This window comes from Enterobacter sp. 50588862 (assembly GCF_001462935.1).
Taxonomy (GTDB): domain Bacteria; phylum Pseudomonadota; class Gammaproteobacteria; order Enterobacterales; family Enterobacteriaceae; genus Enterobacter; species Enterobacter bugandensis.
On record NZ_LNHM01000028.1, the window covers coordinates 22,623 to 47,954 of the forward strand.

The 25,332-nt window shown below is 55.2% G+C and carries 24 protein-coding genes; 10 read left to right on the top strand and 14 right to left on the bottom strand.

Translation table 11 applies throughout. The features are described from left to right. Positions 1 to 11: 11 nt before the first annotated feature. Both APT89_RS12960 and APT89_RS12965 read right to left on the bottom strand, forming a co-directional pair. Positions 12 to 686, bottom strand: coding sequence for a fimbrial biogenesis chaperone (locus APT89_RS12960; protein ID WP_060572569.1), 675 nt, complete (start codon positions 684 to 686; stop codon positions 12 to 14). A 69-nt stretch (positions 687 to 755) separates the two neighbouring features. Beyond that, on the bottom strand, positions 756 to 1,292 hold the full coding sequence (locus tag APT89_RS12965) for a fimbrial protein (protein WP_028012440.1): 537 nt from the start codon (positions 1,290 to 1,292) through the stop codon (positions 756 to 758). A 255-nt stretch (positions 1,293 to 1,547) separates the two neighbouring features. Here APT89_RS12965 and ybiB point away from each other — a divergent pair, with 255 nt between their 5' ends. After that, complete coding sequence (gene ybiB / locus APT89_RS12970; protein WP_041910719.1) at positions 1,548 to 2,510, top strand: DNA-binding protein YbiB; 963 nt, start codon at positions 1,548 to 1,550, stop codon at positions 2,508 to 2,510. A gap of 119 nt (positions 2,511 to 2,629) precedes the next feature. Here ybiB and ybiJ read toward each other — a convergent pair whose 3' ends face one another. The 3 genes from ybiJ to mcbA form a co-directional block, all read right to left on the bottom strand. Next, a complete protein-coding gene (gene ybiJ / locus APT89_RS12975; protein ID WP_014883102.1) occupies positions 2,630 to 2,890 on the bottom strand; it encodes a DUF1471 family protein YbiJ in 261 nt (86 codons plus the stop codon). A gap of 286 nt (positions 2,891 to 3,176) precedes the next feature. After that, positions 3,177 to 3,443 carry a DksA/TraR family C4-type zinc finger protein gene (locus APT89_RS12980; RefSeq protein WP_028012442.1) on the bottom strand — a complete coding sequence of 89 codons (267 nt, stop codon included), beginning with the start codon at positions 3,441 to 3,443 and terminating at the stop codon, positions 3,177 to 3,179. A gap of 124 nt (positions 3,444 to 3,567) precedes the next feature. Further along, positions 3,568 to 3,834 (bottom strand): DUF1471 family periplasmic protein McbA, encoded by a 267-nt coding sequence (mcbA, locus tag APT89_RS12985; RefSeq protein ID WP_028012443.1) that lies wholly within the window; start codon positions 3,832 to 3,834, stop codon positions 3,568 to 3,570. A 243-nt stretch (positions 3,835 to 4,077) separates the two neighbouring features. Here mcbA and rlmF point away from each other — a divergent pair, with 243 nt between their 5' ends. Continuing rightward, complete coding sequence (rlmF, locus tag APT89_RS12995; RefSeq protein WP_041910718.1) at positions 4,078 to 4,989, top strand: 23S rRNA (adenine(1618)-N(6))-methyltransferase RlmF; 912 nt, start codon at positions 4,078 to 4,080, stop codon at positions 4,987 to 4,989. A gap of 45 nt (positions 4,990 to 5,034) precedes the next feature. Here the strand turns inward: rlmF and ybiO are convergent, their stop codons facing one another. From ybiO to rhtA, 6 genes are all read right to left on the bottom strand, one after another. Next, entirely contained in the window at positions 5,035 to 7,248 is a 2,214-nt protein-coding gene (gene ybiO, locus APT89_RS13000; RefSeq protein ID WP_028012445.1) for a mechanosensitive channel protein, read from the bottom strand. A 124-nt stretch (positions 7,249 to 7,372) separates the two neighbouring features. Then, positions 7,373 to 8,095 carry a glutamine ABC transporter ATP-binding protein GlnQ gene (gene glnQ / locus APT89_RS13005; protein WP_028012446.1) on the bottom strand — a complete coding sequence of 241 codons (723 nt, stop codon included), beginning with the start codon at positions 8,093 to 8,095 and terminating at the stop codon, positions 7,373 to 7,375. Continuing rightward, positions 8,092 to 8,751, bottom strand: a complete 660-nt coding sequence (gene glnP, locus APT89_RS13010; RefSeq protein ID WP_003858462.1) for a glutamine ABC transporter permease GlnP — start codon at positions 8,749 to 8,751, stop codon at positions 8,092 to 8,094. The genes glnQ and glnP overlap by 4 nt, the downstream gene beginning before the upstream one ends. 93 nt (positions 8,752 to 8,844) lie before the next feature. Further along, positions 8,845 to 9,588 (bottom strand): glutamine ABC transporter substrate-binding protein GlnH, encoded by a 744-nt coding sequence (glnH, locus tag APT89_RS13015; protein ID WP_014831177.1) that lies wholly within the window; start codon positions 9,586 to 9,588, stop codon positions 8,845 to 8,847. A gap of 361 nt (positions 9,589 to 9,949) precedes the next feature. Then, the gene (dps, locus tag APT89_RS13020) at positions 9,950 to 10,453 is read right to left on the bottom strand and encodes a DNA starvation/stationary phase protection protein Dps (RefSeq protein ID WP_008501171.1); all 504 of its coding nucleotides are present in this window, start codon (positions 10,451 to 10,453) and stop codon (positions 9,950 to 9,952) included. Positions 10,454 to 10,752: 299 nt separating this feature from the next. Next, complete coding sequence (gene rhtA / locus APT89_RS13025) at positions 10,753 to 11,640, bottom strand: threonine/homoserine exporter RhtA (protein WP_049136965.1); 888 nt, start codon at positions 11,638 to 11,640, stop codon at positions 10,753 to 10,755. Positions 11,641 to 11,995: 355 nt separating this feature from the next. Between rhtA and ompX the strand changes: the two genes are divergently transcribed. After that, positions 11,996 to 12,514, top strand: coding sequence for an outer membrane protein OmpX (ompX, locus tag APT89_RS13030; protein ID WP_028012448.1), 519 nt, complete (start codon positions 11,996 to 11,998; stop codon positions 12,512 to 12,514). Between the two features lie 117 nt (positions 12,515 to 12,631). Here the strand turns inward: ompX and APT89_RS13035 are convergent, their stop codons facing one another. Continuing rightward, positions 12,632 to 14,215: a phosphoethanolamine transferase gene (locus APT89_RS13035; protein ID WP_028012449.1), complete on the bottom strand. Its 1,584-nt coding sequence runs from the start codon at positions 14,213 to 14,215 to the stop codon at positions 12,632 to 12,634. Between the two features lie 269 nt (positions 14,216 to 14,484). Then, positions 14,485 to 14,613, bottom strand: coding sequence for a manganase accumulation protein MntS (gene mntS, locus APT89_RS13040; RefSeq protein ID WP_014831181.1), 129 nt, complete (start codon positions 14,611 to 14,613; stop codon positions 14,485 to 14,487). Between the two features lie 183 nt (positions 14,614 to 14,796). Between mntS and mntR the strand changes: the two genes are divergently transcribed. The 7 genes from mntR (at position 14,797) to iroN (ending at position 24,327) form a co-directional block, all read left to right on the top strand. After that, positions 14,797 to 15,270, top strand: coding sequence for a manganese-binding transcriptional regulator MntR (gene mntR / locus APT89_RS13045; RefSeq protein WP_028012450.1), 474 nt, complete (start codon positions 14,797 to 14,799; stop codon positions 15,268 to 15,270). Next, on the top strand, positions 15,267 to 16,376 hold the full coding sequence (locus APT89_RS13050) for an anion transporter (protein ID WP_028012451.1): 1,110 nt from the start codon (positions 15,267 to 15,269) through the stop codon (positions 16,374 to 16,376). Before mntR ends, APT89_RS13050 begins: the two co-directional genes overlap by 4 nt. Before the next feature lie 101 nt (positions 16,377 to 16,477). Next, positions 16,478 to 17,572 (top strand): HlyD family secretion protein, encoded by a 1,095-nt coding sequence (locus APT89_RS13055; protein WP_041910714.1) that lies wholly within the window; start codon positions 16,478 to 16,480, stop codon positions 17,570 to 17,572. After that, complete coding sequence (locus APT89_RS13060) at positions 17,569 to 19,140, top strand: DHA2 family efflux MFS transporter permease subunit (protein ID WP_028012453.1); 1,572 nt, start codon at positions 17,569 to 17,571, stop codon at positions 19,138 to 19,140. The genes APT89_RS13055 and APT89_RS13060 overlap by 4 nt, the downstream gene beginning before the upstream one ends. Further along, complete coding sequence (locus APT89_RS13065; RefSeq protein WP_060572571.1) at positions 19,140 to 20,663, top strand: efflux transporter outer membrane subunit; 1,524 nt, start codon at positions 19,140 to 19,142, stop codon at positions 20,661 to 20,663. The genes APT89_RS13060 and APT89_RS13065 overlap by 1 nt, the downstream gene beginning before the upstream one ends. A 102-nt stretch (positions 20,664 to 20,765) precedes the next feature. Continuing rightward, positions 20,766 to 21,806 carry an aldo/keto reductase gene (locus APT89_RS13070; RefSeq protein ID WP_041910712.1) on the top strand — a complete coding sequence of 347 codons (1,041 nt, stop codon included), beginning with the start codon at positions 20,766 to 20,768 and terminating at the stop codon, positions 21,804 to 21,806. Positions 21,807 to 22,152: 346 nt separating this feature from the next. Further along, complete coding sequence (iroN, locus tag APT89_RS13075) at positions 22,153 to 24,327, top strand: siderophore salmochelin receptor IroN (RefSeq protein WP_120787296.1); 2,175 nt, start codon at positions 22,153 to 22,155, stop codon at positions 24,325 to 24,327. Positions 24,328 to 24,371: 44 nt separating this feature from the next. On the opposite strand, the gene APT89_RS13080 is transcribed toward iroN, so the two are convergent. After that, entirely contained in the window at positions 24,372 to 25,328 is a 957-nt protein-coding gene (locus tag APT89_RS13080; RefSeq protein WP_032647796.1) for an alpha/beta hydrolase, read from the bottom strand. Positions 25,329 to 25,332 lie beyond the last annotated feature (4 nt).

A 25,332-nucleotide genomic window follows, 5' to 3' on the forward strand; every position in this document is an offset into this window, starting at 1 on the left:
ACGGGAAAAAATTAATGAACGGATTTCGACCAGGTATGGCTGATGCTGCCGTAGTCGGTAATAATGGAATACGTCACGTCCGCGCCCCCGACATTACCCGGTAAGATAAAATGTGTTTCCGTTTTCGGAACAGCCCAGGTTGCTTTCGCGATTTTATGACCGTTCAGCGTGACGGTCTGGAAATTCATATAAAACGGCGTGGGGTTATTCACCACGAGGTCGTTCCCTTTGCGGCGCCATTCAAGTTTATCCGCCACATCTTCTGGTCTGCCTTTTACCGCAGACGGGCGATACAGTAATTTAATTCGAGTATTAATGGCGATTTGCAGCGTATTTACCCCCTCAACGTGTTTTGAGGAAGGGATTGCTTTAATGTTCAACCAGTACAGGGATTCCCTGTCTTCCGGTAAATTTCCGCCCGTACGCACCACGCGCAGAACGTTATCTTCGTGCGCATCCAGACGGAAAAGCGGCGGGGTGATCAGGAACGGGGCTTTGGCCAGGTTTTTACCGCCGGAATCAACCCAGGACTGCACCAGATAATCCGTCGCATCTGGATTTGAAAGACCAAGAGAAGATTCCTTTTTATCTCCCTGATAGACCAGTCGGGTGCCGTTAATAATGACCCCAGCATGTGAAGCAGTTGCTACCAGTAAAAGTGTGCTCAGTAAATAACCGTGGCGCATAAAGATTTCTCAATGAATAGAGAAGATATTAATGCTCGCGAAAGCATTAATATCCCCGGATTGATAAGATCAGTTATAAATAACGGTGAAGGTTGAAACGGAGTTAGCAGGGCCTGCGGTAATTGCCGGGCCGGTTTGGATATAGCGTGCGCCGAACTCCAGATCGTTAACCGCCGTGCCGGAGGTTAACTGATACTGCTGAGACGGCGTATACAGGCTGACAGGCTGCTGCGAGGCATCCACCAGCTGAATCGCCACCCCTGTCGCCGCATCGGTATCTGGCGTTAAGGCAAGCGTCGAATTGTTATTCGCATCCGGTGTTCCGCCAAAGTTAATGGCGGCGGAGGTGACCGTGTCAGGACAATTCGTTAACTGAATATCAAACTTCGTTAAGGTGCTGGTAGAGCCTGCACCGGTAAATACCGTTTTAGACACTTTCCCCAGCTGTACATTTAATGGATTACTTAATCCATTTACGACCTGACAAGCAGAATCGATAATTTCGCCGGTGAAATTTATTTGCCCTTCACCGTTCGTTGCAGCAAACGTGGATGCAGAACATCCCACCGCTGCGGCGATGATTAAACCTAAAGCAACCTTGTTCATAGCAAATCCTGATATGTTTCGGGTGAGAGCGTTGCCTGGACGTTTTCACCGTTGACCCTTAATGACTTTCCGCTGGTTATTTAATCAAAAAATGTATGAATACGAATCTGCTATAGAAATCACAAATAATTGAAAAAAATCTTGTGTTTATTTTTTTCTATTAAAACAGAAGGTTGTCTTAAGGGATAAAAAACTAACGGATAGCCATTCATCAGGGCTATAGTGTTAACAAGATAGGCTGTCAGGAGGAATGTCGTGGATTATCGCAAAATTATCAAAGAGGTAGGACGTGGGAAAAACCACGCCCGCGACCTGGACCATGAAACCGCTCGCGCGCTTTACACCCGTATGCTCAACGGCGAGGTACCGGACCTGGAAATGGGCGGCATCCTGATTGCGCTGCGTATCAAAGGCGAAGGCGAAGCGGAGATGCGTGGTTTCTACGAGGCGATGCAGGCGCAAACGCTGCGCTTAACACCGCCAGTGGCAAAACAGATGCCGATTGTGATCCCGAGCTATAACGGGGCGCGCAAGCAGGCAAACCTGACGCCGCTGCTGGCGATATTGTTACATAAGCTGGGGTTCCCTGTGGTGGTACATGGGGTCAGCGAAGATCCCACGCGCGTACTGACAGAAACCATCTTTGAACTGCTGGGCATTGAACCGACCCTCCATGCCGGCCAGGCGCAGGCAAAGCTGGAGGGGAACCAGCCGGTCTATATTCCCGTTCGTGCGCTCTGCCCGCCTTTGGAAAAGCAGCTGGACATGCGCTGGCGCATGGGCGTGCGTAACAGTGCGCACACCCTGGCGAAGCTGGCAACGCCGTTTGCTGAGGATGCCGCACTGCGCCTTTCCAGTGTTTCTCATCCGGAGTACGTGACGCGCGTCGGTCAGTTCTTTGCCGAAATCGGTGGACGCGCACTGCTGATGCACGGAACAGAAGGGGAGGTGTACGCCAACCCGCAGCGTTGCCCACAGCTGATGCTGATCGATTCTGTCGGTACGCGCGTTGTGCTTGAGCGCGGGGAAGAAAACAGCGATGTGATTCTGCCGGAGTCAAAAGATCCGCAGGTTACCGCGCACTGGATTACGCAGTGCCTGGCCGGAAGTGTGCCGGTCCCACAGTCGATCAAACTGCAAATGGCCTGCTGCTTGCTGGCGACAGGGGAGGTAGAGACGGTGGAAGCGGGGTTACAGCGGGTGGCACAGTCGTTTTAAGCAAAAAAAAGCCCGTCCAGTGGCGGACGGGCAAGCAAGGGTAACAAACAACAGGGTCAATGAGGGTTGGAGCAGCTCACCAGAGGGTTTGGCGAGGGTACAGCATTCATTTCAGGCGATTATTTGTAGATAACCGCAGTACCGCTCAGCTTGTTATTGGTGTTAGCGGAGGTGATGGTGTATCCGCTTGCACCGGCAGCAGCGGCTTTCTCAGCCAGCTTGGCTTCCAGGCCGTCCAGCGTGGTCGCGCCTTCTGCACTTACCACACCGATTTTATTCATGCTCTGGGCCTGAGTGGATGAAACAGGCTCTACGGCGAATGCGCCGAAAGACAGAGCGGACAGGGCAACAGCAGCTACAGCATATTTGATGGTTTTCATAATTAATCTCTCGCAGGTGTTTTCTGTTAAGGGGACGATGTTCCGTCGATGTGATAAGTATCACGTTTTTTCCTGAGGGATAAAATCGAATAGAATTGACGTGATCGGTCAAAAAAATTGAATGACAAATAACTTATTGAATATTAATAAATTCAAACCAGCGCTTTACACTTCTTGTGGATGCGCTTTACAGAAGAAAGATGAAGGGCACATTTTGCTACGCGGTTCGCTAAAAACCGTGAGCGTAAAGGTAAGTGCAGGCAGGGTTAACTTAGGTAAAGGATAGTCAGCGTAACTGGCTATCTTTCGATCCTCTGCGATTATAACCTGAATGTGACGCATTTTTTGAATCTTTATCCTGCTGGCAGGTAATACATAACCTTACGCCTGGAATGGCTTTACGCCGCGCCTCCGGGATCGGCTCTCCGCATTCTTCGCACTCCTTCAAACTTTCGCCGCGCGGAATCTCACCGCGAGCGCGCGCAACCGCATCTTCAATGGTACTGTTGATCTGTTCGTTAACGGCGTCGTCATTCGCCCAACCGGAAGCCATGGCATCCTCCTGAAATCGGTTTATACCCTGCTTTTAATATGGGGTTAAAAAATGAACAATCAAGATAAAGCGGAAATGAACTGCATCCGGCGGGCAGATGCAGTCTTGTTGTGGAGGAAAAAAATTATTTATAGATGGTTGCTGTGCCGTACATATGGTTATCTCCGCCAGCGGAGTTCACGACAAAGCCTTTCGCACCTTCCTGGCGGGCTTTTTCGGCCAGTTTATTCTGCAGATCGTCCAGGTTACTTGCGCGACTTACCGAGACGGTGCCCGCCGGACGCAGCTGGCTAGTATCGGTACTTTCATTCAGTGACTGAACGGCCATCGCAGAAAATGAAGCCGTTGCCAGGGCGCCGGCGATAACAGCAAGGGTCAGGTACTTTTTCATAATCACATCCTCATGAGGAAACAACAGGTGATTCCCTTTAAGTTTAGAAGCCTGACGAGTGTGACTTAGCGCAAATATTTGATGATGATCTGCTTATTTTTTGAACGATAAAAACTGACAATTCGCTGACAGATCATAGACGTAGAGGTGTTTGATTTACGGTGTTTTTTTAAGCGCCGCAGAGAAAGATTTACCGCTGGGCCAGCACAGGGTATCTTACGCCGCTGTTTAAAGGAGAACGCCATGACTTCCCAAAAGCCGGGATTGCACCCACGAAATCGCCACCGCAGCCGCTACGACATGAACGCCCTGTGCCAGAGCTGCCCTGCGCTGCAGGACTATATTGTCCAGACCCCAGCGGGTGAGCCGACCGTCAATTTTGCCGATCCGCAGGCGGTGAAAACGCTGAACAAAGCCCTGCTGGCGCATTTTTACGGTGTGGCTCACTGGGATATTCCGGAAGGCTTTCTCTGCCCCCCTGTGCCGGGCCGCGCTGATTACGTTCATCACCTTGCCGATCTGCTTGCCGAAGATCGTGACGGCGCTGTACCGCAGCAGGCTTCCATCCTGGATATAGGCACCGGGGCAAACCTGATTTACCCGCTGATTGGCGTACATGAATATCACTGGCGCTTTACCGGGAGCGAAATCGGCGCCGAGGCCTTTGCCAGCGCGCAGGCGATTATCAGCGCGAACCCTGGCCTGAGCCGTTCCATTCGTCTGCGTCGTCAGAAAGAGGCGGCTTCCATCTTCAACGGCATAATTCATAAAAACGAAAGCTATGACGCTACGATGTGCAACCCACCGTTTCATGATTCGGCGGCAGCGGCTCGCGCGGGCAGCGAACGTAAACGCCGCAACCTCGGTCAGGCGGAAGACGCCGCGCTGAACTTCGGCGGGCAGCAGCAGGAGCTGTGGTGCGAGGGCGGTGAAGTTGCCTTCATCCTGCGCATGATTGCGGAAAGCCAACAGTTTGGCCGTCAGGTGAAGTGGTTCACGACGCTGGTTTCTCGTGGGGATAACCTGCCGCCGCTCTACCGCGCGTTGAGCGAAGCAGGCGCCGTAAAAGTGGTGAAAAAAGAGATGGCGCAGGGCCAGAAGCAGAGCCGCTTTATCGCCTGGTCGTTTATGGACGATAACAAACGTCGCAAATAGTATCCCGCCGTAGGCCGGGTAGGGCAAAGCCGCCACCCGGCTCGGTTACAGCGTCGGCTCCTGCGGAGGGAGCGGCGAGGCGGGCGGCGACAATACCTGATACGTCTGCACCGGCGTTCGCACGTTCGCCAGATCGAAGTGCTTTTTCACCATGCTGTCGAGGGCAAAGCGCACCGTCCACTGCTTCAACGGCTGGGTGGTGAACGACACGCGCAGGGTGAACGCCGTGTTGGTCAGCCCAACGATGCCGGCAAACGACGGTTCGCCAATCACCAGCCCGCGAATATCCTCCATTTCCATCAGTTCACTGACCGCATCCCGCAGCGCCTGCTTCGCTTTGTCTGCATCTTCATGACGATCCACATCGTAGTTGGCCACAACGGAGCCAATGCCGCGCACAAAGTTGGCGAAGGTAGTGATCGATGACCAGGGAATGATGTGATATGCCCCGGTATCCTGACGCACGCCTACCGAGCGAATCGACATCCGCTCCACGGTACCGGTCAGCGGCCCGATGGTCACCAGATCCCCTGTGTTCATCCCGTTCTCAAACTGGATAAAGATGCCGGTAATAATATCCTTCACCAGCGTTTGCGAGCCGAAAGAGATCGCCAGCCCCAGCGCGCCTGCACCTGCCAGCAGCGGGGCGATATTCACGCCGATTTCCGATAGCACAATCATGATGGTGATGGTGCTGATGATCACCGCCAGCGCGTTGCGGAACAGCGTCAGCAATGTGCGGGCCCGTGCGCTGGGGAGCGGTCTACCGTGAATATCCGATACCAGACGGTTCTCGATAAGGCTCGCCAGCAGCGTCCAGCCGACGGCGGAGAAGAACAGAATCAGCGCGATACGAATTAAAATATCGACGGTCTTCTCGCCTGCGCCGTTATGCAGCCAGTTCCAGAAATCAAACAGGCTCCACGCATTCAGCAGCAGCATGATCGCCACGCAGACGGTCAGAATGCGCGCCACCTTAAGCGATACCGACATCCAGCCGTTCACCCGTTTTTGCAGTTCCGGGTAATTACGCTGCACCTGCGGCGACAGGGTGATGGTTTTCGAGATCCAGCGGGACAACAGCCCGGACACAAACGCCGCGATGCCGATAATCGCCAGGCTTTTAAACGTCGCCCCCATCATAAATTTCAGGCTGTTTCCCGGGTCGAACAGCGAGAAGAAGCACAGCACTATAAAATACGCGCTTGCCAGCCAGTGCCACACCAGCGCGAAGGCGCGGATAAACAGACTGAAGAAAGAGAGGGAACGGTCGGCCAGATGCAGCAGACTCTCGGTGATCGTCCTTTTATTGTGAAAGATAAGGTACAGAGACCAGACGGTAATACAGAGCATAATCAGCACGTTCGCCAGCGCGCCAAACTGCACGTTGACCTGGTTGGAGATAATCGGCACGGCAACCAGCAGGCCGTATCCTATCAGCCCGCTGAGCACGCTTAGCCGCACGGCCCAGTATTTCGCGCTGTCGTCGTTGATGTTGAAAGGGCGAAGTTCAGGCACGCGCGGGCAAAAGATGACGCGCAGCACCGCTTTAAAAAATTCGATGAGCGCAAACGCATTCAGGAAGAGCGCCTGCTGGAAGGCAATGGTTTTGTTGCCCGTATTGAGGCGGTCCGCCAGCACCTGACCGACAAACAGCGTCAGGGCCAGCAGCAGTAAATCGATGATAAACGCTCCGGTAATCATGGCCGGGAGGTGCAGCCAGCTGCTTTTATGCTGATTTTTTTTCCGTCCCCAGTGGCCCATCTTCCGGTAGAGCGGCCAGGCGCACAGGCGCAGCAGCCAGTAAAAAATGAACACGGCACCCGCCAGAATCGCAAACTGCGTGGCGGCTGCGGTGAAGGTGTGGGGATTAAAAGGTTTATGCGAGGTGCCAACAAGATTTCGATAGAGCTGGGCAAAACGTGACGACAGGGCTTCCCCGTAGCGACGGCTGATGTCGGTGACGTTTTCCAGTACCGTCTTTTCCTCTTCGATCTGCGGTGGCGTAATGGTCGGAACCGGATCCTGAGGCGGCGTGGCGGCCACCTTCCTCAACTGATCGATCAGCTCCTGCCGGGAGGTGTCATTCTCAAGGACGTCGGCAAGTGCGCTATAGGCCGCTTTTTTTTGTTCTGCATCCGGCTCCGGAGGCGGCGTATTTTGCTGAGTGGCAGTTGCTCCGGTGGTGACGCCGGGGATTGCCACGGCGAGCGATGGCGTACTAAACAGGCTTATCAACAGCAGCAGGATCCACGGCACGGCGTCCTCCGACAAAAATATCGTGCAAAATGATAAGTATAGAGGGCGAGAGGCGGAGGGGAGTTTTTGGGAACAATCTGGCGTAAAAAAGCCGGGCAAGCCCGGCTCGGTATGTAGCGAGGGATCAGGAGACGTGCTGCAGGAACTCCTGCAGACGCTGGCTAGGCGGATTCGCGATCAATTCCTGCGGGTTACCGTCTTCGGCGATGCGGCCTTTATCAATAAAGATCAGGCGGGAAGCCACTTTCTCAGCAAAGCCGATTTCGTGGGTCACGATCACCATCGTCATCCCTTCTTCCGCCAGATCCTGCATGACTTTCAGCACCTCGTGGCGCAGCTCCGGGTCGAGTGCGGACGTCGGCTCATCAAACAGCATCATCTTCGGTTTCACCGCCAGCGCGCGGGCAATCGCCACGCGCTGCTGCTGGCCACCGGAGAGCTCGGAAGGGTAGTGGTGCGCACGCTCCGCCAGGCCAACCTTCGCCAGCAGATCTTTTGCCAGCGCTTCCGCCGCCGCTTTGTTGGCACCGCGCACGCGCAGTGGGCCAAACATCACGTTTTCCAGCGCCGTCAGGTGCGGGAACAGGTAGAACTGCTGGAACACCATGCCCGCTTCCTGACGAATCAGACGCTCGTCCACTTTCGGGTCGTTTACCTTCAGACCGTCAACGATCAGATCGCCGCTGGTGATCTCTTCCAGCTTGTTGATGCAGCGCAGCAGGGTCGATTTACCGGAACCGGAAGGCCCGATAATCACCACCACTTCACCCTGCTTGATATTCAGATCGATATTGTGCAGCACCTGGGTTGGGCCAAAGTGCTTGGAGACGTTTTTAAATTCAATCACAGGATTTTCATCCTTCTTTCAAGACGGCGCAGAACGAAGCTCAGTACCAGCGTAATGATCAGATAAACGACGGCGACCGCACTCCAGATTTCCAGCGCGCGGAAGTTGCCTGCAATAATTTCCTGGCCCTGACGGGTCAGTTCGGCCACGCCGATAACGATGAACAGCGATGTATCTTTAATGCTGATGATCCACTGGTTACCCAGCGGCGGCAGCATGCGGCGCAGCGCCAGCGGGAGAATAACGTGACGGATCGTTTCGCGACGAGAAAGACCTAATGCCAGACCGGCTTCGCTGAAACCTTTATGAATCGACAGCACCGCCCCGCGGGTGATTTCCGCGATGTAGGCGCCCGAGTTGATCATAATGGTCACGACGGCCGCGCTGAACGGATCGATGCGCAGGTCGGTAAAGGCCATTGGCAGGGCGAAGTAGATAAACATGACCTGCACGACAATCGGGGTGCCGCGGATCACTTCGATGAAAACCAGTGCGATGTGGTTTGCAATCCAGCCACCGTAGGTGCGGGCGAAACCGGCGACAAGACCGATAATCAACCCACCTACCAGACCCAGGACCGAAATCCACAGGGTCATTTTAGCGCCTTCAAGCAAGAGTGGAATGGCAGGCCAGATGGCGCTCCAGTCAAACTGCATGATGTATTCCTGTATACCGTGGTGAAAAACGAAAAATGTAGGCCCAGCCAGCGTGAGCGCCGCCGGGCGCTATAAACCTGAATTCAGGTAAAATTATTTAGGCTCAGTACCGAACCATTTTTTATAGATTTCGTTGTAAGTGCCGTTCTCTTTCAGCGTTTTCAGTGCGCCGTTAACTTTCGTGCGCAGATCGTCGCTGCCTTTCGGGAACGCGATACCGTACTGCTGAGCTTCCAGAGAGTCGCCCACGGCTTTGAACTTGCCGTTACCAGCCGTTTTAATGAAGTACAGGATGTTCGGCGTGTCGTGCAGAACAGCGTCAGCACGGTTGGTGCCGAGTTCCATATACGCGTTGTCAATGTTCGGGAACTGGCGCAGGTCTTTGGTTTTGATGTTCGCTTTCGCGTAATCCACGGAACCGGTGCCGCTTTTTACTGCCACCACTTTACCGTCGAGGTCTTTCACGCTTTTTACGTCGTTATTATCCGCTTTGACCATCACCAGCAGGCCGCTTTTGTAGTAGCCGTCAGAGAAGTCGATCGCTTTTTTACGTTCTTCGGTAATGGTGATGCCCGCCAGCGCCAGATCGACGTTTTTGGTTTGCAGCGCCGGGATGATGCCGCTGAAGTCCATCGGCTTCAGGGTGTAGTCCAGTTTGAGTTCTTTGGCGATAGCGGCCCACAGATCAACATCAAAACCAACGTATTTGTCACCCTGTTTGAATTCAAACGGAACGAACGCCGTGTCGGTCGCCACAACCAGTTTGTCGGCAGCCTGAGAGGACACCGCAAAAGCCAGGGTAAGTGCAGCCAGTGAAACTTTTAATACAGACTTCATAGCATTTCCTTTTATATCCACGGGGCGATCCCCTGCGAGAACGACTGGCACAATGAAAAAATCGTGCCAACTTTACAAGCTGTTGTTTTACAAAGGGGATGAAATCATACATTGCACAAAAAGCGTGGCAATGATGTCGTGTTGCACCAGCATGGAGCACCATTTTGGTGCGCTTCGTTTGGGTCAACTGACGGGGAGATATTAAGCGTAAATTCTGACGAAAAAACAATCTTCCATTAACGGTTGTGTGAGGTGATTATTACAATTTATTCACTTTTGCACCGTCTCAGGCAAAAACTGTGCACCATAAATGTGCAAAACCCTCACCAGAGGCGAGGGTTTGACAGGAAAGTCTTATGGATTACTCGATGTTAGATTCGATAAACCACAGGAACTGATCCAGGTCGCGGGATGCGGCGGTGAAGATGTCTGCGGTATCTTCATCCTTGGCTTCGCTAATCGCTTTGCGCACGTCATTGGCCACAATCGCGTAGCGGTCCGCCAGCTCTTTCAGGTGATCCTGAACAGTGTGGATATCCAGCGGGTAGCTTTTCAGCGGCGTTTTGCTGTTGATCACCTGCGTGGTCCCAAGCGCGACACCACCCAGCTGAACGGCACGTTCAGCCATCGTATCGAGGTGTGTCACCAGTGCTGTGCGGAAGCCATCCAGCATTTCATGGACGGCAATGAAGTTTGCACCGCGCATATTCCAGTGGGCCTGTTTGGTGATCAGCGAAAGATCGATGAACTGGATCACCTGGCGATTCAGCAACTCAATGGTCGCTTTTTTGTCGCTATCCGATACATCGTTACGGGTATAAAGCAGATTAGACGCTTTCGTTTTCACCAGTTTAGCGGTACTCATAATCTCATATCCTCTTGATGTTTATGTCCCAGGTAATTACGGAACTAAGTATAGCACCGGATTTTTTCTCTGCGGTCTGGCTGTGCCTATCGGTTTAATAGCAAGAAGGAGGTTGATAATTTAATTCATTGAAATTAATAGATAATTTTAAAATTGATACAGATCAATCTTAATTCGCCTGGAGGGGAATGGGTGGGGAAGGATATTTCGGTTATATGACAAACTATGTAAGAAATTATAACGGATGGCATTCTGGCCTTTATTCTGCATGGCCGTGAAGCCATGCAGAATATATGGCATTAGCCGATGTCGATTTTCTCAACTTTAGGTTCAGGGCGCATGGTGAGCGTTGACCCCATTGACGCCGCGATAATTGAGCAGAGCGCCAGCGTCTGGGTAAACGTCAGCGTTTCGCCCAGGAACACCATCCCGGAGATCGCCGCAAGGGCGGGCTCCATGCTCATCAGAGTGCCAAATATGCGCGTCGGCAGACGCGTCAGGGCAATCATCTCCAGAGAATAGGGGAGAGCCGTTGAAAGAATAGCGACCGCCAGCCCGATGGGCATGACTGACCATTGCCAGATAGACTCCGTGGCCTGCGCCATACCGATCGGCACAAAAACGATAGCCGCAATCACGGAACCCAGGGCGACCGTTGCCGGGCCATGCTCTTCACCCGCTCGCTGCCCGGTGAGTATATAGACAGCCCAGCAGGCTCCTGCTCCCAGCGCCAGCGCTGCGCCCGTGAGATCAATCTCAGAGACATTCTGGCCGAGCGGCAGCAGGAACCATAAGCCCAGAACGGCCAGCACGACCCAGATAAAATCCACCGGACGACGTGACGAGAAAAGCGCGACCGCCAGCGGGCCGGTAAACTCCAGCGCGACGGCAATCCCCAGCGGGATGGTCTGGATGGAGAGGTAGAACATATAGTTCATTGCCCCGAGGGACAGACCATAAAAAAGCAGGGGGAGACGTTGCTCTTTTTTGAAGCGCAGACGCCAGGGTTTGAAGATGACGACCAGTATCGCCGTTCCCAGCACGATACGCAGGGCTGTTACCCCGGGCGCACCCACCAGTGGAAAAAGCGATTTTGCCAGCGAAGCACCGCTTTGGATGGACAACATGGCAATAAGTATGACGGCTACCGGCAACCAGACCGACGACGTGCGGGAAAACCCAGGCATCCTTTCTCCTGTCAGCTAATGTCAAGTGGAGTAAAGGTTGCAGTGTAAAGGAAATATACAGCTACGGTTGAGACTACGTTGAAAAAAAAGACCCGTGAAATCCGTAAAATGGTTAAGCGCTGGTGGATTTATCACCTGAAAGATTAGGAATAATCTGGATGAATGTAACGGCGCAGACGCGCAATATGGGCGTTTAGTAGGAAAAATCGCATGTGATTTGAAAGAGTTAGCTGAGGTTGGAAACGTTCTGTTACAGGAAAGGCCTCATTAGACATCACGAATCACAAAGAGTTTCGCAAATTTTTTTGATATATTTAAAACTTACGGACTTACTTGAAGCACATTTGAGGTGGTTATGAAAAAAATTGCATGTCTTTCAGCACTGGCCGCTGTACTGGCTGTTTCCGCAGGTACCGCTGTAGCTGCTACTTCTACTGTAACTGGTGGTTACGCTCAGAGCGATATGCAGGGCGTGATGAACAAAACCAACGGTTTCAACCTGAAGTATCGTTACGAGCAGGATAACAACCCGCTGGGCGTGATCGGTTCTTTCACCTACACCGAGAAAGATCGTACTGAAAACGGCGCATACAACAAAGGCCAGTACTACGGTATCACTGCTGGTCCAGCTTACCGTCTGAACGACTGGGCGAGCATCTACGGTGTTGTAGGTGTTGGCTACGGTAAATTCCAGCAGACCGAAAACCAGGGTCTGAACCGCACTGCAAGCAACAGCGACTACGGCTTCTCCTATGGCGCAGGCCTGCAGTTCAACCCAATCCAGGACGTGGCTCTGGACTTCTCCTATGAGCAGAGCCGTATCCGCAACGTTGACGTTGGCACCTGGATCGCGGGCGTAGGTTACCGCTTCTAATCACTTCGGTGAGCTAATAAAAAATCCGCCCAATGTGGCGGATTTTTTTTTAGCTTTTCCCTCTCCTTGTGGGAGAGGGTCAGGGTGAGGGCATCAGACCGCACGAGATCGCACAGCTTACTTACTCTTAATATCAAAAATATCGGTACCCAGATGGTTATAGTCAACTTTCTGTAATTTGAAGTTGGTAACGTACACTGGGGGCGCTTTCTTGTTGGAGATAAACGGGTAATCATTTTTTATCTCTTTGGCCTTAATCCCCGTCCACTGCGAGAAGAACTGCAGGAAATCATTCGCCGAGCGCCGCGCTTTGATAACGCGATGCGTTTTATCATCACTCGACAGCACCATAAACGGCACCTGGAAATTTTGCTGGAACTGGTCGTCGTGCGCCAGATACTGCACTTCTTTGCCACGCTCTTTAAACGCCAGCCCGTGATCAGAGAAATAGACCACAGAGAAGCTTTCGCCCGTGTTGCGCAGCTGATCGTAAAGCTTGCTGAGCAGCTCGTCGGTTTGCGTCATGGTATAGAGATAGCAAGAGGTCTCTTTCGACTGCACAAACTCCGCGTATTTACCGCCAGTGCGATCGCAGGCCTGCGGGTGCGATCCCATCAGGTGCAGAACAATCAGCTGCGGCTGGGTGCGCGGGGTAGCAAAGACCTGCGCCGTCATCTTCAGCAGCGCCTCGTCTTTGGTGTTTTTGTCGGCTTCAAAATCGCCGCTCTTCAGGAACTGCACTTCGTCAGCACGCTTAGCAATACTGGCGATGGCGGTGTCGTATTCGCCAATTTGCCCCTGATTGGAGAACCACCAGGTCTGAAAACCGGCGCGGTTGGCCAGCGTGACAAAATTATCCTGAAACTGAGGTTTGCCATCCACTACGCGGTTCAGCGTCAGGCCGAGCGATTTCTGCGTCGAGCCGCTGGCCGCCACATAATCGGTAAACAGGGTGCCGTTGACAGAGCTGGCAAACGGTGTGTTATTCCAGTGCCCGCCAAATGCGCCCAGCGCGTCGCGACGTGCGCTCTCGCCAATCACCACCACATAGGTATGGTATTTCGGCTTAACCGCCAGCACGTTCCAGGTGTCTTTCATATTGGAAAGTTCAGCCATGCGCGCCTGCTCGTCGAGAACCTCTTTATTGTTCACGACGACGTCTTTAACGAAACGGAACACCGGATAGCCCGTATCTTTCAGCTTGAACACGCCGCCCCAGGCCAGGTTTTGCACCGGCGCAACGAAAAACGTCCCCACGCTAAACGCCAGGCACAGAGACTCCATTTTTCCCCATGATCTCTTCGCGTCTGCTTTGCGACGAACCGCGATGACGCCAAGCGCAAAGATAAAGAGGCCGACGACGTAGCTGTACCAGGGGAAGATCGTCAGGATCTCCGTCGACTCTTCCATATTGGTGGAGTGCAGCGCCAGCAGGGTGTTGAAGTTTGGCGCGCCGTAGGCCTGGCCAAACGGGAAATACATCGCAGCAATCAGCGAACAGACCCCTACCAACGCTTTCTGCACGCGCGGGGCCGCTCGCCACAGTACATGCAGGATGCAGGTGAAAGCCACTGCATAAAGCAGGCTGAAGGGATAGCCGAGCGCAAAGTTAATTAGCAGCGACTGCAAAAAGTAAAATCCCGTCCACGGGCTTAAGGCCCGGCTGCGGGTAACGATGGTATCTATCAGGGTTACATTCATAGGTCACTATCACAAAAACGCCATGTGCTCACCCTGGCGCCAAGGGTCAAAGCCTGCCGGACAGTGCGTGGAAAGGGAATGAGAGGTCCGCTTCAGCGAGCCGCAAATTGTGCAGGGCTGCAAGAAGATAGTGCGAGCGTGAATTAAGGTCAACAGTTGCTAAACAGATGTTTTGCGAAGGGGGCTGCAAATCCGCAAAAATTATCGGGAATTGGTCAGTTTACAGCGGAAGTGTGACAGAAAAATGAAGCGGCGTACCGCAACGCCGCTTAGTGGGAAGGTTTGTCGTCCTGATGCGGTTTGTTGTTAAACATATCGCACAGCATGTTCAACAGCATTAAGCGCACTTTAAAAGGAGAGTGGGTAAACACGGTCATGCACCTCTTGAATTCGTTCATGAGACCTCCTGATGTTTGATCCCTTCGATCCGTGAAGGGTGACTGCATTACATACAGATATAGCACAGGCTATATTGTATAGCTATGGCTATTTCGTTAATTTTTTGTGCTTGTGGAGGGATGGTTTACAATGTGCGCTCTCGATACCGGGCGCTGGAAGCGTCACCCCAATGAGGAAGTACAATGAACCGTCGCGCAGGTAAGCCAGCCATTAAAAAAACGACGCAACTGGTGAATGTTGAAGAACATGTCGAAGGTTTTCGCCAGGTCCGTGAAGCGCACCGGCGTGAACTGATTGATGATTATGTTGAACTGATTTCCGATCTGATCCGCGAGGTTGGGGAAGCGCGTCAGGTCGATATGGCCGCCAGGCTCGGGGTTTCGCAGCCGACGGTCGCTAAAATGTTAAAACGTCTGGCCTCGGTAGGCCTGATCGAAATGATCCCCTGGCGCGGCGTGTTTCTGACGCCGGAAGGGGAGAAGCTTGCGCAGGAGAGCCGCGAGCGCCATCAGCTCGTCGAGAACTTTTTGCTGGTGCTGGGCGTCAGCCCGGAAATTGCCCGTCGGGATGCGGAAGGAATGGAGCACCACGTTAGCGAAGAGACGCTGGTGAAGTTTCGCGAATTTACCCTTAAATATGGTCCCTCCGCTGAATGAAAATCCCTGGACTGCAGGCCCTGTCACGCGATCGTTTCTTCCATCTCTTATTAATCATTGGCGCCGGGTTAAGCCTGTTTGTGCCGTTTGCGCCACAGGCCTGGTCTGCGGCGATTGACTGGCGCACCATCATCACCCTGAGCGGGTTAATGATGCTGACCAAAGGGGTCGAGCTGAGCGGCTATTTTGACGTCCTAGGGCGTAAAATGGTGCGCCGTTTTGCCACCGAGCGCAGGCTGGCCCTGTTTATGGTATTCTCCGCCGCGGTGCTGTCGACGTTTCTGACCAACGATGTGGCGCTGTTTATCATCGTACCCCTCACGCTCACCCTGCGTAAGCTGTGCGAGATCCCGGTCAGCAGACTGATCATCTTTGAAGCGCTCGCCGTTAACGCCGGTTCTCTGTTGACGCCCATCGGCAACCCGCAAAATATTCTTCTCTGGGGACGTTCCGGTCTGTCATTCGCCGCCTTTACCTGGCAGATGGCGCCTCTGGCGCTGGTGATGATGTTGTCGCTGCTGGCGGTCTGCTGGTTCGCGTTTCCGGATAAAAAGCTGCAATACCATAGCGGGACCACGGGCCCGCAGTGGCAGCCGCGGCTGGTCTGGAGCTGCCTCGGGCTGTATATCGTCTTTCTGTTCGCCCTGGAGCTGAGGTATGAGCTGGCGGGCGTCCTGCTCGTCGCCGCGGGCTTTGTCGTGCTGGCGCGGCGCGTGCTGGTGAGCGTGGACTGGACGCTGCTGCTGGTCTTTATGGCGATGTTCATCGACGTGCATCTGCTTATTCAGCTTCCCGTGCTGCAAAACGTTCTGCACAGCGTCAGCACGCTGTCGCAGCCGGGACTGTGGCTGACGGCGATTGGCCTGTCGCAGTTTATCAGCAACGTGCCTGCCACCATTCTGCTGCTTAACTACGTTCCGCCGGACACGCTACTGGCCTGGGCGGTGAACATCGGTGGGTTTGGGCTGCTGCCCGGCTCCCTGGCAAACCTGATCGCCCTGCGCATGGCCAATGACCGTCGCATCTGGTGGCGCTTCCACCTCTGGTCGATCCCGATGCTGCTCTGGGCTGCGGCGATCGGTTTCGGACTATTCCTTCTCATATAGTGCGCAATTTGTCAGTTTTTCCTGGCAAATGTATAGCAACGTCCTAGCTTTAGTGAACGGCATAGTGTGATGCCGCTCACTGACAGGACCGTTGCTGAATTATGGCAGAAGAACAAAATCCACCTGCTGACGAGCAGGATAAAAACAATAACGAGCGTAAACGCCCGGGCAAAAAACCGTTAATTATCCTTGGCATCGTGGTCATCGTGATGGTGATCGTGGCGCTGGTCTGGTGGTTTTTAACCCGCAACGAAGAGACCACCGACGACGCCTTTACCGACGGCGACGTGGTGACCATTGCCCCCAAAACGGCGGGCTACGTTACCGAGCTTCGCGTGCGGGATAACCAGCGCGTGAAGAAAGGGGACGTGCTGGTGGTGATCGATCCTCGCGATACCACCGCCCAGCGCGATCAGGCTCAGGCTCAGCTTGGGCTGGCTATCGCGCAGCTGCATCAGGCCCAGGCGCAGCTGGCGCTCTCAAAAGTGCAGTATCCCGCCCAGCGTGACGAAGCCAAAGCGCAGGTGCTGAAAGCGCAGGCCGATCTGGCGAACGCGCAGGCGGAGTACCGGCGCCAGCGCGGCGTCGACCCGCGCGCGACCACCCAGCAAAGTATTGATTCTGCGAACGCTCAGCTGCGCAGCGCCCAGGCTGGCCTTGCCAGCGCACAGGCGCAGCTGGAAGTGGCGGAGCAGGTACAGCTGCAAATCCGCCAGCAGGAGACCAACGTCGAAGCCCGCGAGCGTCAGGTCGAACAGGCGAAAGCACAGCTGGAAACGGCCAATCTGAACCTCTCTTACACCGAAGTCCGCGCCCCGTTCGACGGCTTTGTCACCAAACGCAACGTGCAGCCCGGCACGCTGGTTCAGGCGGGCACCGCGCTGTTCTCGCTGGTCTCCCCGAACGTATGGGTGGTGGCGAACTTTAAAGAGTCCCAGCTTGAGCGCATGAAGCCCGGCGATAAGGTTAGCGTCTCCGTGGATGCCTGGCCGGATATGGAGCTTGAAGGCCATATCGACAGCATCCAGCAGGGCAGCGGCTCGCGCTTCTCCGCCTTCCCGTCGGAAAACGCCACCGGTAACTTCGTGAAGATTGTTCAGCGCGTACCGGTAAAAATCGTCATTGATAAAGGTCTGGATCCGAACAAGCCGCTGCCGCTGGGGCTGTCGGTTGAACCGAAGGTCACCGTGGAATGACGGATCATAGCCACGATAACTGGAAGCCCGCCAGTAACCCGTGGGCGGTGGCGATTGTCGTCACCCTGGCGGTGTTCATGGAAATTCTGGACACCACCATCGTCAACGTCGCGCTGCCGCACGTGGCGGGGTCGCTCTCGGCCAGCTACGACGAATCCACCTGGGTACTGACAAGCTACCTGGTGGCGAACGGCATCGTGCTGCCCATCTCGGCGTTCCTGAGCCGGCTGTTTGGCCGCAAGCAGTTCTTCCTCATTTGCATCGTGATGTTCACCATCTGCTCGTTTCTGTGCGGCATCGCCACCGAGCTGTGGCAAATCATCCTGTTCCGCGTAATGCAGGGCTTCTTTGGCGGCGGGCTACAGCCCACCCAGCAGTCGGTGCTGCTTGACTACTTCAAGCCGGAGGACAGGGGCAAAGCGTTTGGGCTTTCCTCCATTGCGATTATCGTCGCGCCGGTGCTCGGCCCGACGCTGGGAGGCTGGATCACCGACAACTACTCCTGGCGCTGGGTGTTCTTTATCAACATCCCGGTGGGGATTGTGACGGTGCTGGCGATCTACCAGCTGCTGGAAGATCCGCCGTGGGAGAGCAAATCAAAAGAGAAGCTGACCATCGACTGGACGGGGATCGGCCTGATCGCCCTCGGTCTGGGTTGTTTGCAGGTCATGCTCGACCGGGGCGAGGATGACGACTGGTTCTACTCGAACTTTATCCGCACCTTCGCGGTGCTGACGCTGGTCGGCATTATCGGCGCAATCTACTGGCTGATGTATGCCAAAAAGCCGGTGGTGGATCTGCACTGCATGAAGGACCGCAACTTCGCGATCTCCAGCCTGCTGATGGCGGGGATGGCGATGATCCTCTACGGCAGTTCGGTGGTGATCCCGCAGCTGGCGCAGCAGGATCTGGGCTATACCGCCACCTGGTCCGGGCTAGTGCTCTCGCCCGGCGCGGTGCTGATCGTGCTGACCATCCCGCTGGTGCTGAAGCTGATGCCGGTGGTGCAGACGCGCTGGATCATCGCCTTTGGCTTTACCTGCCTGGCGGTGTCGTTCTTCTGGTCGCGCACGCTGACGCCGGATATTGACTTCGAAACCCTGGTGCTGTTCCGCAGCGCCCAGTCGATTGGTCTGGGGTTCCTGTTTGTGCCGCTCACCACCATCGCCTTCATCTCGATACCGAGACGGCTCAACGCCGATGCGGCGGCGCTGTTTACCATGTTCCGCAACGTGGCGGGGTCCATCGGGATTTCACTCTCGACGGCGGCCATCACCGAGCGCGCGCAGGCGCACAGCGCGCACCTTGCCTACCACGCCTCGCCGTTTAATGAGCAGTTCCAGCTGGCGATTCGCGAAAGCGCCCAGGCGATCCAGAACTTCACCACCCAGGTGGGCGATCCGACCGGGATTGCCACCGGGCGGATGTACCAGACGATGATCGAGCAGTCCCGCTTTTTGGCCTACATCGACGTCTTCACTATCCTGAGCGCGGTGGCCTTGTTACTGATTCCGTTTTGTTTGTTGCTCTCGCCGGTTAAGAGCGAGGGGAGTGCAGGAGCACACTGATGATACACAGACGTTTACACCCCCTGATGATAATGATGCTGCTGGTGGGCTGCGCCGTCGGGCCGGACTACCAGCAGCCTGCGCCACCCGCCGTTACGCACTGGAACGATAAGGGCGACAGCGCGGTAAAATCGCAAACCACCTCCGCCGCGACCAATCCGCGCTGGTGGAAAACCTTCGGCTCGCCGCAGCTCGACAGTCTGGTTGAACGCGCCATCGCCGGTAACCTGACGCTGCAGCAAACGGTACTGCGCATTGCCGGGGCGCGTGAACAGATTAATCAGGCGGGCGGCGCGTTTTATCCATCGGTCAACGGCAATCTGCAGGCGACGCGCCAGCAGCTCGGGCTGGAAGGGGAGCTAAAATCCCACGGCGTGTACGACCAGCTGGATAATGTCGACCCTGAACTCAGAGGCGCGCTGGGGCCGCTGACGCAGCCGATTAACCTTTATCAGGGCAGCTTCGACGCCCAGTGGGAAATCGACCTCTGGGGCAAGGTGCGCCGTCAGGTGGAAGCCGCCGAGGCGCAGCAGAAGGCCGCCATCGAACAGCGTAACGATGCGCTGGTGTCGCTGGAAGCGGAAGTGGCGCGCGCGTGGCTCCAGCTGCGCGGGGCTCAGAGCATTATCGCTACCCTGAACACCCAGATTAAAAGCGCGCAGCAGACGCTGGACCTGACCGAAAGCCGCCAGCGCGGCGGGCTGTCACCGCAGATGGACGTGGAAAACGCCCGGGCGCAGCTGGGCAATCTTGAAGCCCAGCTGCCGCAGTATCAGGCCCAGGAACGCCAGGCGATGAACGGGCTGGCTATTCTGCTCGGCAAGCCGCCGGGGGCGCTGGATAGCGAGCTGCAATCCGCGCAGCCAATGCCCGCGCTGCCGGATATCGTGCAGACTGGTATACCGTCCACGCTGGCGCGCCGCCGTCCGGACGTGCGCGAAGCGGAGGCCAACCTTCATGCCGCCACGGCGCAGATTGGCGTCTCGGTGGCCGAACTGTTCCCGAGCTTTACCCTCTCCGGACAGTTTGGCCTGCGCAACAGCGAATCCGGCTGGCTGACCGACTGGAGCAGCCACTTCTACAGCTTCGGCCCGCAGGTCTCCATCCCCATCTTCCAGGGCGGTCGACTCGTCTCCAGCGTGAAGCTGGCGCGCGCGCAGCAGGGCGCTGCGGTACTGGACTATCGCCAGACGGTGCTGACCGCGCTCGGCGATGTCGAAAACGCGCTGGTGAGCTATCGCACCGACCAGCGGCGTGAGGCGGGCCTCGCGAAAACCATTGATGCCCTGCAAAACGCCTTTGACCTGGCGAGCGACAGCTATCGCCAGGGGATCGCCAGCTTTATTGACGTGCTGGACGCCCAGCGGCAGCTGGCGCAGGCCGAGCAGCAGCGCGCGCAGGCGCAGGTACAAAGCGCTCTCGATCTGGTGGCGCTCTACAAGGCGCTCGGCGGCGGCTGGGAGCCGTATCAGCAGGTACAGCTCCCGGACTACAGCGTCTTTGGCGACGCCCCGCGCGGATAAATTCAGAGGATTGGGCAAGAAACGGACAGGAACGCCACATTCGCGATGGCTGAGGGGCGGGTATAACTATCGGGTACCCAATCGACATGCGAGGATTATCTTATGCGTTATCAAAAACTGGGCAACACCGGTCTGTTCGTTTCTGAACTGTGCCTCGGCACCATGACCTTCGGCGGAGAAGGCGGCATGTGGGGCAAGATTGGTCAGCTGCAGCAGAGCGAAGCCGAACAGCTGGTGGGTCGCGCGCTGGACGCGGGTATCAACTTTATCGATACCGCGGACGTTTACTCGGAAGGGCGCTCGGAGGCGATCCTCGGCCAGGCGCTGAAAAACCTGAAAATCCCGCGCGAGAACGTGGTGGTTGCGACTAAAGTATTTGGCGAAACCGGGACGGCAGGAGTGAACTCGCGCGGCAGCTCACGCTATCACATCATCAGCAGCGTGAAGGAGAGCCTGCGCCGCCTGCAGCTCGATCATATCGATCTCTATCAGCTTCACGGTTTCGATCCGGCCACGCCGATTGAGGAGACGCTGTATGCGCTGGATAACCTGGTGCAGCACGGCCACGTGCGCTACATCGGCGTCTCGAACTGGGCGGCGTGGCAGATAGCCAAAGCGCTCGGGATTTCTGAGCGTTTGGGGCTGGCGCGTTTTGCGTCATTGCAGGCGTACTACACCATCGCCGGACGCGACCTTGAGCGCGAGCTGGTGCCAATGATGCAGAGCGAAGGCGTCGGGCTGATGGTCTGGAGCCCGCTGGCGGGCGGCCTGCTGAGCGGAAAATATGGTCGCGACGGGCAGAGCGAAGCCGGTAGCCGCCGTCTGGCGTTCGACTTCCCGCCGGTGGACAAAGATCGCGCCTTTGACTGCGTGGACGTGATGCGCGTGATTGCCGAAAGTAAGGGCGTCTCCGTCGCACAAATCGCGCTGGCGTGGCTGCTGCACCAGAAGGCGGTGACCAGCGTCATCATTGGCGCGAAACGCGTTGAACAGCTGGACGACAACATTGCCGCCACCGGGATCCGTCTCAGCGAAGACGAGCTTCAGCAGCTTGATGCGGTGAGCGCGCTGCCGCGGGAATATCCTGGCTGGATGCTGGAGCGGCAGGGGGAGTATCGCCGCAATCAGCTCGCGCAGCAGTAACCTTTCTTTCCCCGGTGGCGCTTGCGCTTACCGGGGCTGCGTTCCCTTGTAATGACATATTAACGTTATGTCACTACACGAAATACCAATGGGCTGTTCTCTTCTTCCGCTGTTTCAGTATGCCAGCTTTACGAACGCACAGGGTGGTACCCGGGAAGAATCACTCCGGGCCAATGCGTGCGTTTCATTAATGCGCGCATCCGTGTATTAAGGATTGCCTTAATCCTCTCCAAATGATATTAATTATCATTCTTATTATAAAAATAATGGCAGTTTAAAATATCTGGCAAGGATGTGAGCTTAACGATCGATCACTTTTACGTTAGGCATGTATTAGGGAATGGGTATGAGAATTATCAAGATCTTCTGGCCGCTCACTGCGCTCCTGGCAGGGTTGAACAGTCAGGTATCACTGGCAAAATCCTCCGATGATAACGACGAGACCCTGGTGGTGGAAGCCACCGCTGAGCAGGTACTCAAACAGCAGCCGGGCGTGTCGATTATTACCAGCGAAGATATTAAAAAGAACCCTCCGGTCAACGATCTCTCCGATATTATTCGCAAAATGCCCGGTGTCAATCTGACCGGCAACAGCGCCTCGGGTACACGTGGTAATAACCGCCAGATCGACATTCGCGGCATGGGGCCGGAGAACACCTTAATTTTAATTGATGGTGTGCCGGTGACGTCGCGCAACGCCGTGCGTTATAGCTGGCGTGGAGAGCGTGATACCCGCGGCGACACCAACTGGGTGCCACCGGAACAGGTTGAGCGTATTGAAGTGATCCGCGGCCCTGCGGCGGCACGCTACGGTTCGGGCGCAGCGGGCGGGGTGGTGAACATCATTACCAAACGCCCTACCAACGACTGGCACGGTTCGCTGTCGTTATACACCAACCAGCCGGAAAGCAGCGACGAAGGCGCTACGCGTCGCGCCAACTTCAGCCTTAGCGGGCCGCTGGCTGGCGATGCGCTGACCATGCGCCTGTACGGAAACCTGAATAAAACCGATGCCGACAGCTGGGATATTAACTCCTCGGCCGGTACGAAAAACGCGGCCGGGCATGAAGGGGTGCGCAACAAAGATATTAACGGCGTTGTCTCGTGGAAATTAAATCCGCAGCAAATTATCGATTTCGAAGCCGGATATAGCCGTCAGGGGAATATCTATGCGGGCGATACGCAAAATAGTTCTTCCAGTGCCGTCACTGAAAGCCTGGCGAAATCCGGCGAGGAGACGAACCGCCTTTACCGGCAGAATTATGGCGTTACGCACAATGGTATCTGGGACTGGGGTCAAAGCCATTTTGGTGTCTATTATGAGAAAACCAATAACACCCGCATGAATGAAGGATTATCCGGTGGCGGTGAAGGGCGTATTTCGGCGGATGAAAAGTTCACGACCAATCGCCTGAGCTCCTGGCGAACCAGCGGCGAGCTTAATATTCCGCTGAATGCGCTGGTCGATCAAACGCTGACCGTGGGCGCGGAGTGGAGCCGCGATGAGCTCGACGATCCTTCCTCTACCAGCCTGACCGTGGATGACAGTGATATCGGCGGCATTTCTGGCTCGGCTGCGGATCGCAGCAGTAAAAACCATTCCCAAATCAGTGCGCTGTATATTGAAGATAATATTGAGCCGGTTCCCGGCACGAATATCATTCCCGGCCTGCGCTTTGATTATCTCAACGAGTCCGGCGGTAACTTCAGCCCCAGCCTGAACCTCTCGCAGGAATTGGGCGATTACTTCAAAGTTAAAGCGGGGATTGCCCGAACCTTTAAAGCACCAAACCTGTATCAATCCAGCGAAGGTTATCTGCTCTACTCGAAAGGCAACGGTTGTCCAAAAGATATTACATCGGGCGGCTGCTACCTGATCGGTAATAAAGATCTCGATCCGGAAATTAGCATCAATAAAGAAATTGGGCTGGAGTTCGCCTGGGAAGATTACCATGCCAGCGTGACCTACTTCCGCAATGACTACCAGAATAAGATCGTGGCCGGCGATAATGTTATCGGGCAAACCGCTTCCGGCGCATATATTCTCCAGTGGCAGAACGGCGGGAAAGCGCTGGTGGACGGTATCGAAGCCAGCATGGCGTTCCCGCTGGTGAAAGATCGTCTGAACTGGAATACCAATGCCACCTGGATGATCACCTCGGAGCAAAAAGACACCGGTAACCCGCTGTCGATCATCCCGAAATACACCATTAATAACTCGCTTGACTGGACCATCACCCAGGCGTTCTCTGCCAGCGTCAACTGGACGTTATACGGCAGACAAAAACCGCGTACTCATTCGGAAACTCGTAGTGAAGATACTGGCGGTCTGTCAGGTAAAGAGCTGGGCGCTTATTCGCTGGTGGGGACGAACTTCAATTACGATATTAATAAAAATCTGCGTCTTAACGTTGGTGTCAGCAATATCTTAGATAAACAGATTTACCGATCTTCCGAAGGGGCGAATACCTATAACGAGCCTGGCCGGGCTTATTATGCCGGTGTTACCGCGTCATTTTGATCGTAGTGTTACAGGTGTACTGCCCGCGTCAAGGCGGGCAGTGTTTAGCGGCTTAATGAATGACAGCCTGCTGTGTTACCTGCGTTTTCACCACTGATATCTAACAGCGCTCCGCGGAAGGAGGCGTTGAACATCGGCCCGTGTCCCAGGTTTGGGAAATCCCAAAAGGCGGCATTGACGCCTTTATCTTCCAGCGTGGCGAGGGTGGCATGAATTTTCGTCAGCACTCCGGCAGCATGCGTTTCCCGGTTATCGCCCGGCGTCGCCGAACCTTCCATTATCATCAGGCGCCTGGCGCAGTATTGCGACGGCTCAACCGCCGTGATGCGGCTCAGTAGCGCATCATGGCCTCTGCCCAACGACGGGCTGGCGCTGTAATACGTCCGGAAATAAGGGGAAGACAGCCATGCATCCAGCACGAACAGGCCGCCGTAGGAGTGCCCCCACAGGCCGCGACGCTGCCGATCGATATTCAATCCCTGTTCCACCTTTGGCGCTATACGCGTTTCCAGTAACTGGCGAAAGTCGTTGCTACCCCCACTCTTACGGCTAAAACGCCCGTTGCGGGTATCCGTTTTGCCGCTTTCTGCTGCTGGCGTATAGTCGTAGGCCCTGCCGTTGAGATCGAAGGGGAGGTTGGTCTGATACCCGACAGCCACAATCACCGGCGGTGATTTTTCTGCCAGCTGTTTGAGCAGGTCGTCGTTCAGGCGGTCCATAACTGCGTTGCCGTCGAGCATATATAAAATCGGGTAGCCCGACGCCGGTGCGGCTTTATTTGGCACGGCCGTCCATACCCGATAATGGCGGCTGCCATCGGCGGAGTCGAACGAGTTGACGCTGAAATGGTAAAACGCAGAGCCTTTATCGGCGATATTCGGCCCCAGTGGCTGCATATCCGGCTTTGCGAAAGCGTGCGCATTCCAGATAAGGGTGAGACCAGAAAGAAGAGTGACAAGCGCCTTGCGTGAGCGTGTTGGGCGATACTCGCGGGCATACATCTGA

Excerpts from the sequence above, each read along its gene's own strand:
- APT89_RS12960 (WP_060572569.1), bottom strand. The coding sequence starts at position 686 with ATGCGCCACGGTTATTTACTGAGCACACTTTTACTGGTAGCAACTGCT.
- APT89_RS12965 (WP_028012440.1), bottom strand. The coding sequence starts at position 1,292 with ATGAACAAGGTTGCTTTAGGTTTAATCATCGCCGCAGCGGTGGGATGT.
- ybiJ (WP_014883102.1), bottom strand. The coding sequence starts at position 2,890 with ATGAAAACCATCAAATATGCTGTAGCTGCTGTTGCCCTGTCCGCTCTG.
- APT89_RS12980 (WP_028012442.1), bottom strand. The coding sequence starts at position 3,443 with ATGGCTTCCGGTTGGGCGAATGACGACGCCGTTAACGAACAGATCAAC.
- mcbA (WP_028012443.1), bottom strand. The coding sequence starts at position 3,834 with ATGAAAAAGTACCTGACCCTTGCTGTTATCGCCGGCGCCCTGGCAACG.
- rlmF (WP_041910718.1), top strand. The coding sequence starts at position 4,078 with ATGACTTCCCAAAAGCCGGGATTGCACCCACGAAATCGCCACCGCAGC.
- glnP (WP_003858462.1), bottom strand. The coding sequence starts at position 8,751 with ATGCAGTTTGACTGGAGCGCCATCTGGCCTGCCATTCCACTCTTGCTT.
- glnH (WP_014831177.1), bottom strand. The coding sequence starts at position 9,588 with ATGAAGTCTGTATTAAAAGTTTCACTGGCTGCACTTACCCTGGCTTTT.
- dps (WP_008501171.1), bottom strand. The coding sequence starts at position 10,453 with ATGAGTACCGCTAAACTGGTGAAAACGAAAGCGTCTAATCTGCTTTAT.
- rhtA (WP_049136965.1), bottom strand. The coding sequence starts at position 11,640 with ATGCCTGGGTTTTCCCGCACGTCGTCGGTCTGGTTGCCGGTAGCCGTC.
- ompX (WP_028012448.1), top strand. The coding sequence starts at position 11,996 with ATGAAAAAAATTGCATGTCTTTCAGCACTGGCCGCTGTACTGGCTGTT.
- APT89_RS13035 (WP_028012449.1), bottom strand. The coding sequence starts at position 14,215 with ATGAATGTAACCCTGATAGATACCATCGTTACCCGCAGCCGGGCCTTA.
- mntS (WP_014831181.1), bottom strand. The coding sequence starts at position 14,613 with ATGAACGAATTCAAGAGGTGCATGACCGTGTTTACCCACTCTCCTTTT.
- mntR (WP_028012450.1), top strand. The coding sequence starts at position 14,797 with ATGAACCGTCGCGCAGGTAAGCCAGCCATTAAAAAAACGACGCAACTG.
- APT89_RS13050 (WP_028012451.1), top strand. The coding sequence starts at position 15,267 with ATGAAAATCCCTGGACTGCAGGCCCTGTCACGCGATCGTTTCTTCCAT.
- APT89_RS13055 (WP_041910714.1), top strand. The coding sequence starts at position 16,478 with ATGGCAGAAGAACAAAATCCACCTGCTGACGAGCAGGATAAAAACAAT.
- APT89_RS13060 (WP_028012453.1), top strand. The coding sequence starts at position 17,569 with ATGACGGATCATAGCCACGATAACTGGAAGCCCGCCAGTAACCCGTGG.
- APT89_RS13065 (WP_060572571.1), top strand. The coding sequence starts at position 19,140 with ATGATACACAGACGTTTACACCCCCTGATGATAATGATGCTGCTGGTG.
- APT89_RS13070 (WP_041910712.1), top strand. The coding sequence starts at position 20,766 with ATGCGTTATCAAAAACTGGGCAACACCGGTCTGTTCGTTTCTGAACTG.
- iroN (WP_120787296.1), top strand. The coding sequence starts at position 22,153 with ATGAGAATTATCAAGATCTTCTGGCCGCTCACTGCGCTCCTGGCAGGG.
- APT89_RS13080 (WP_032647796.1), bottom strand. The coding sequence starts at position 25,328 with ATGTATGCCCGCGAGTATCGCCCAACACGCTCACGCAAGGCGCTTGTC.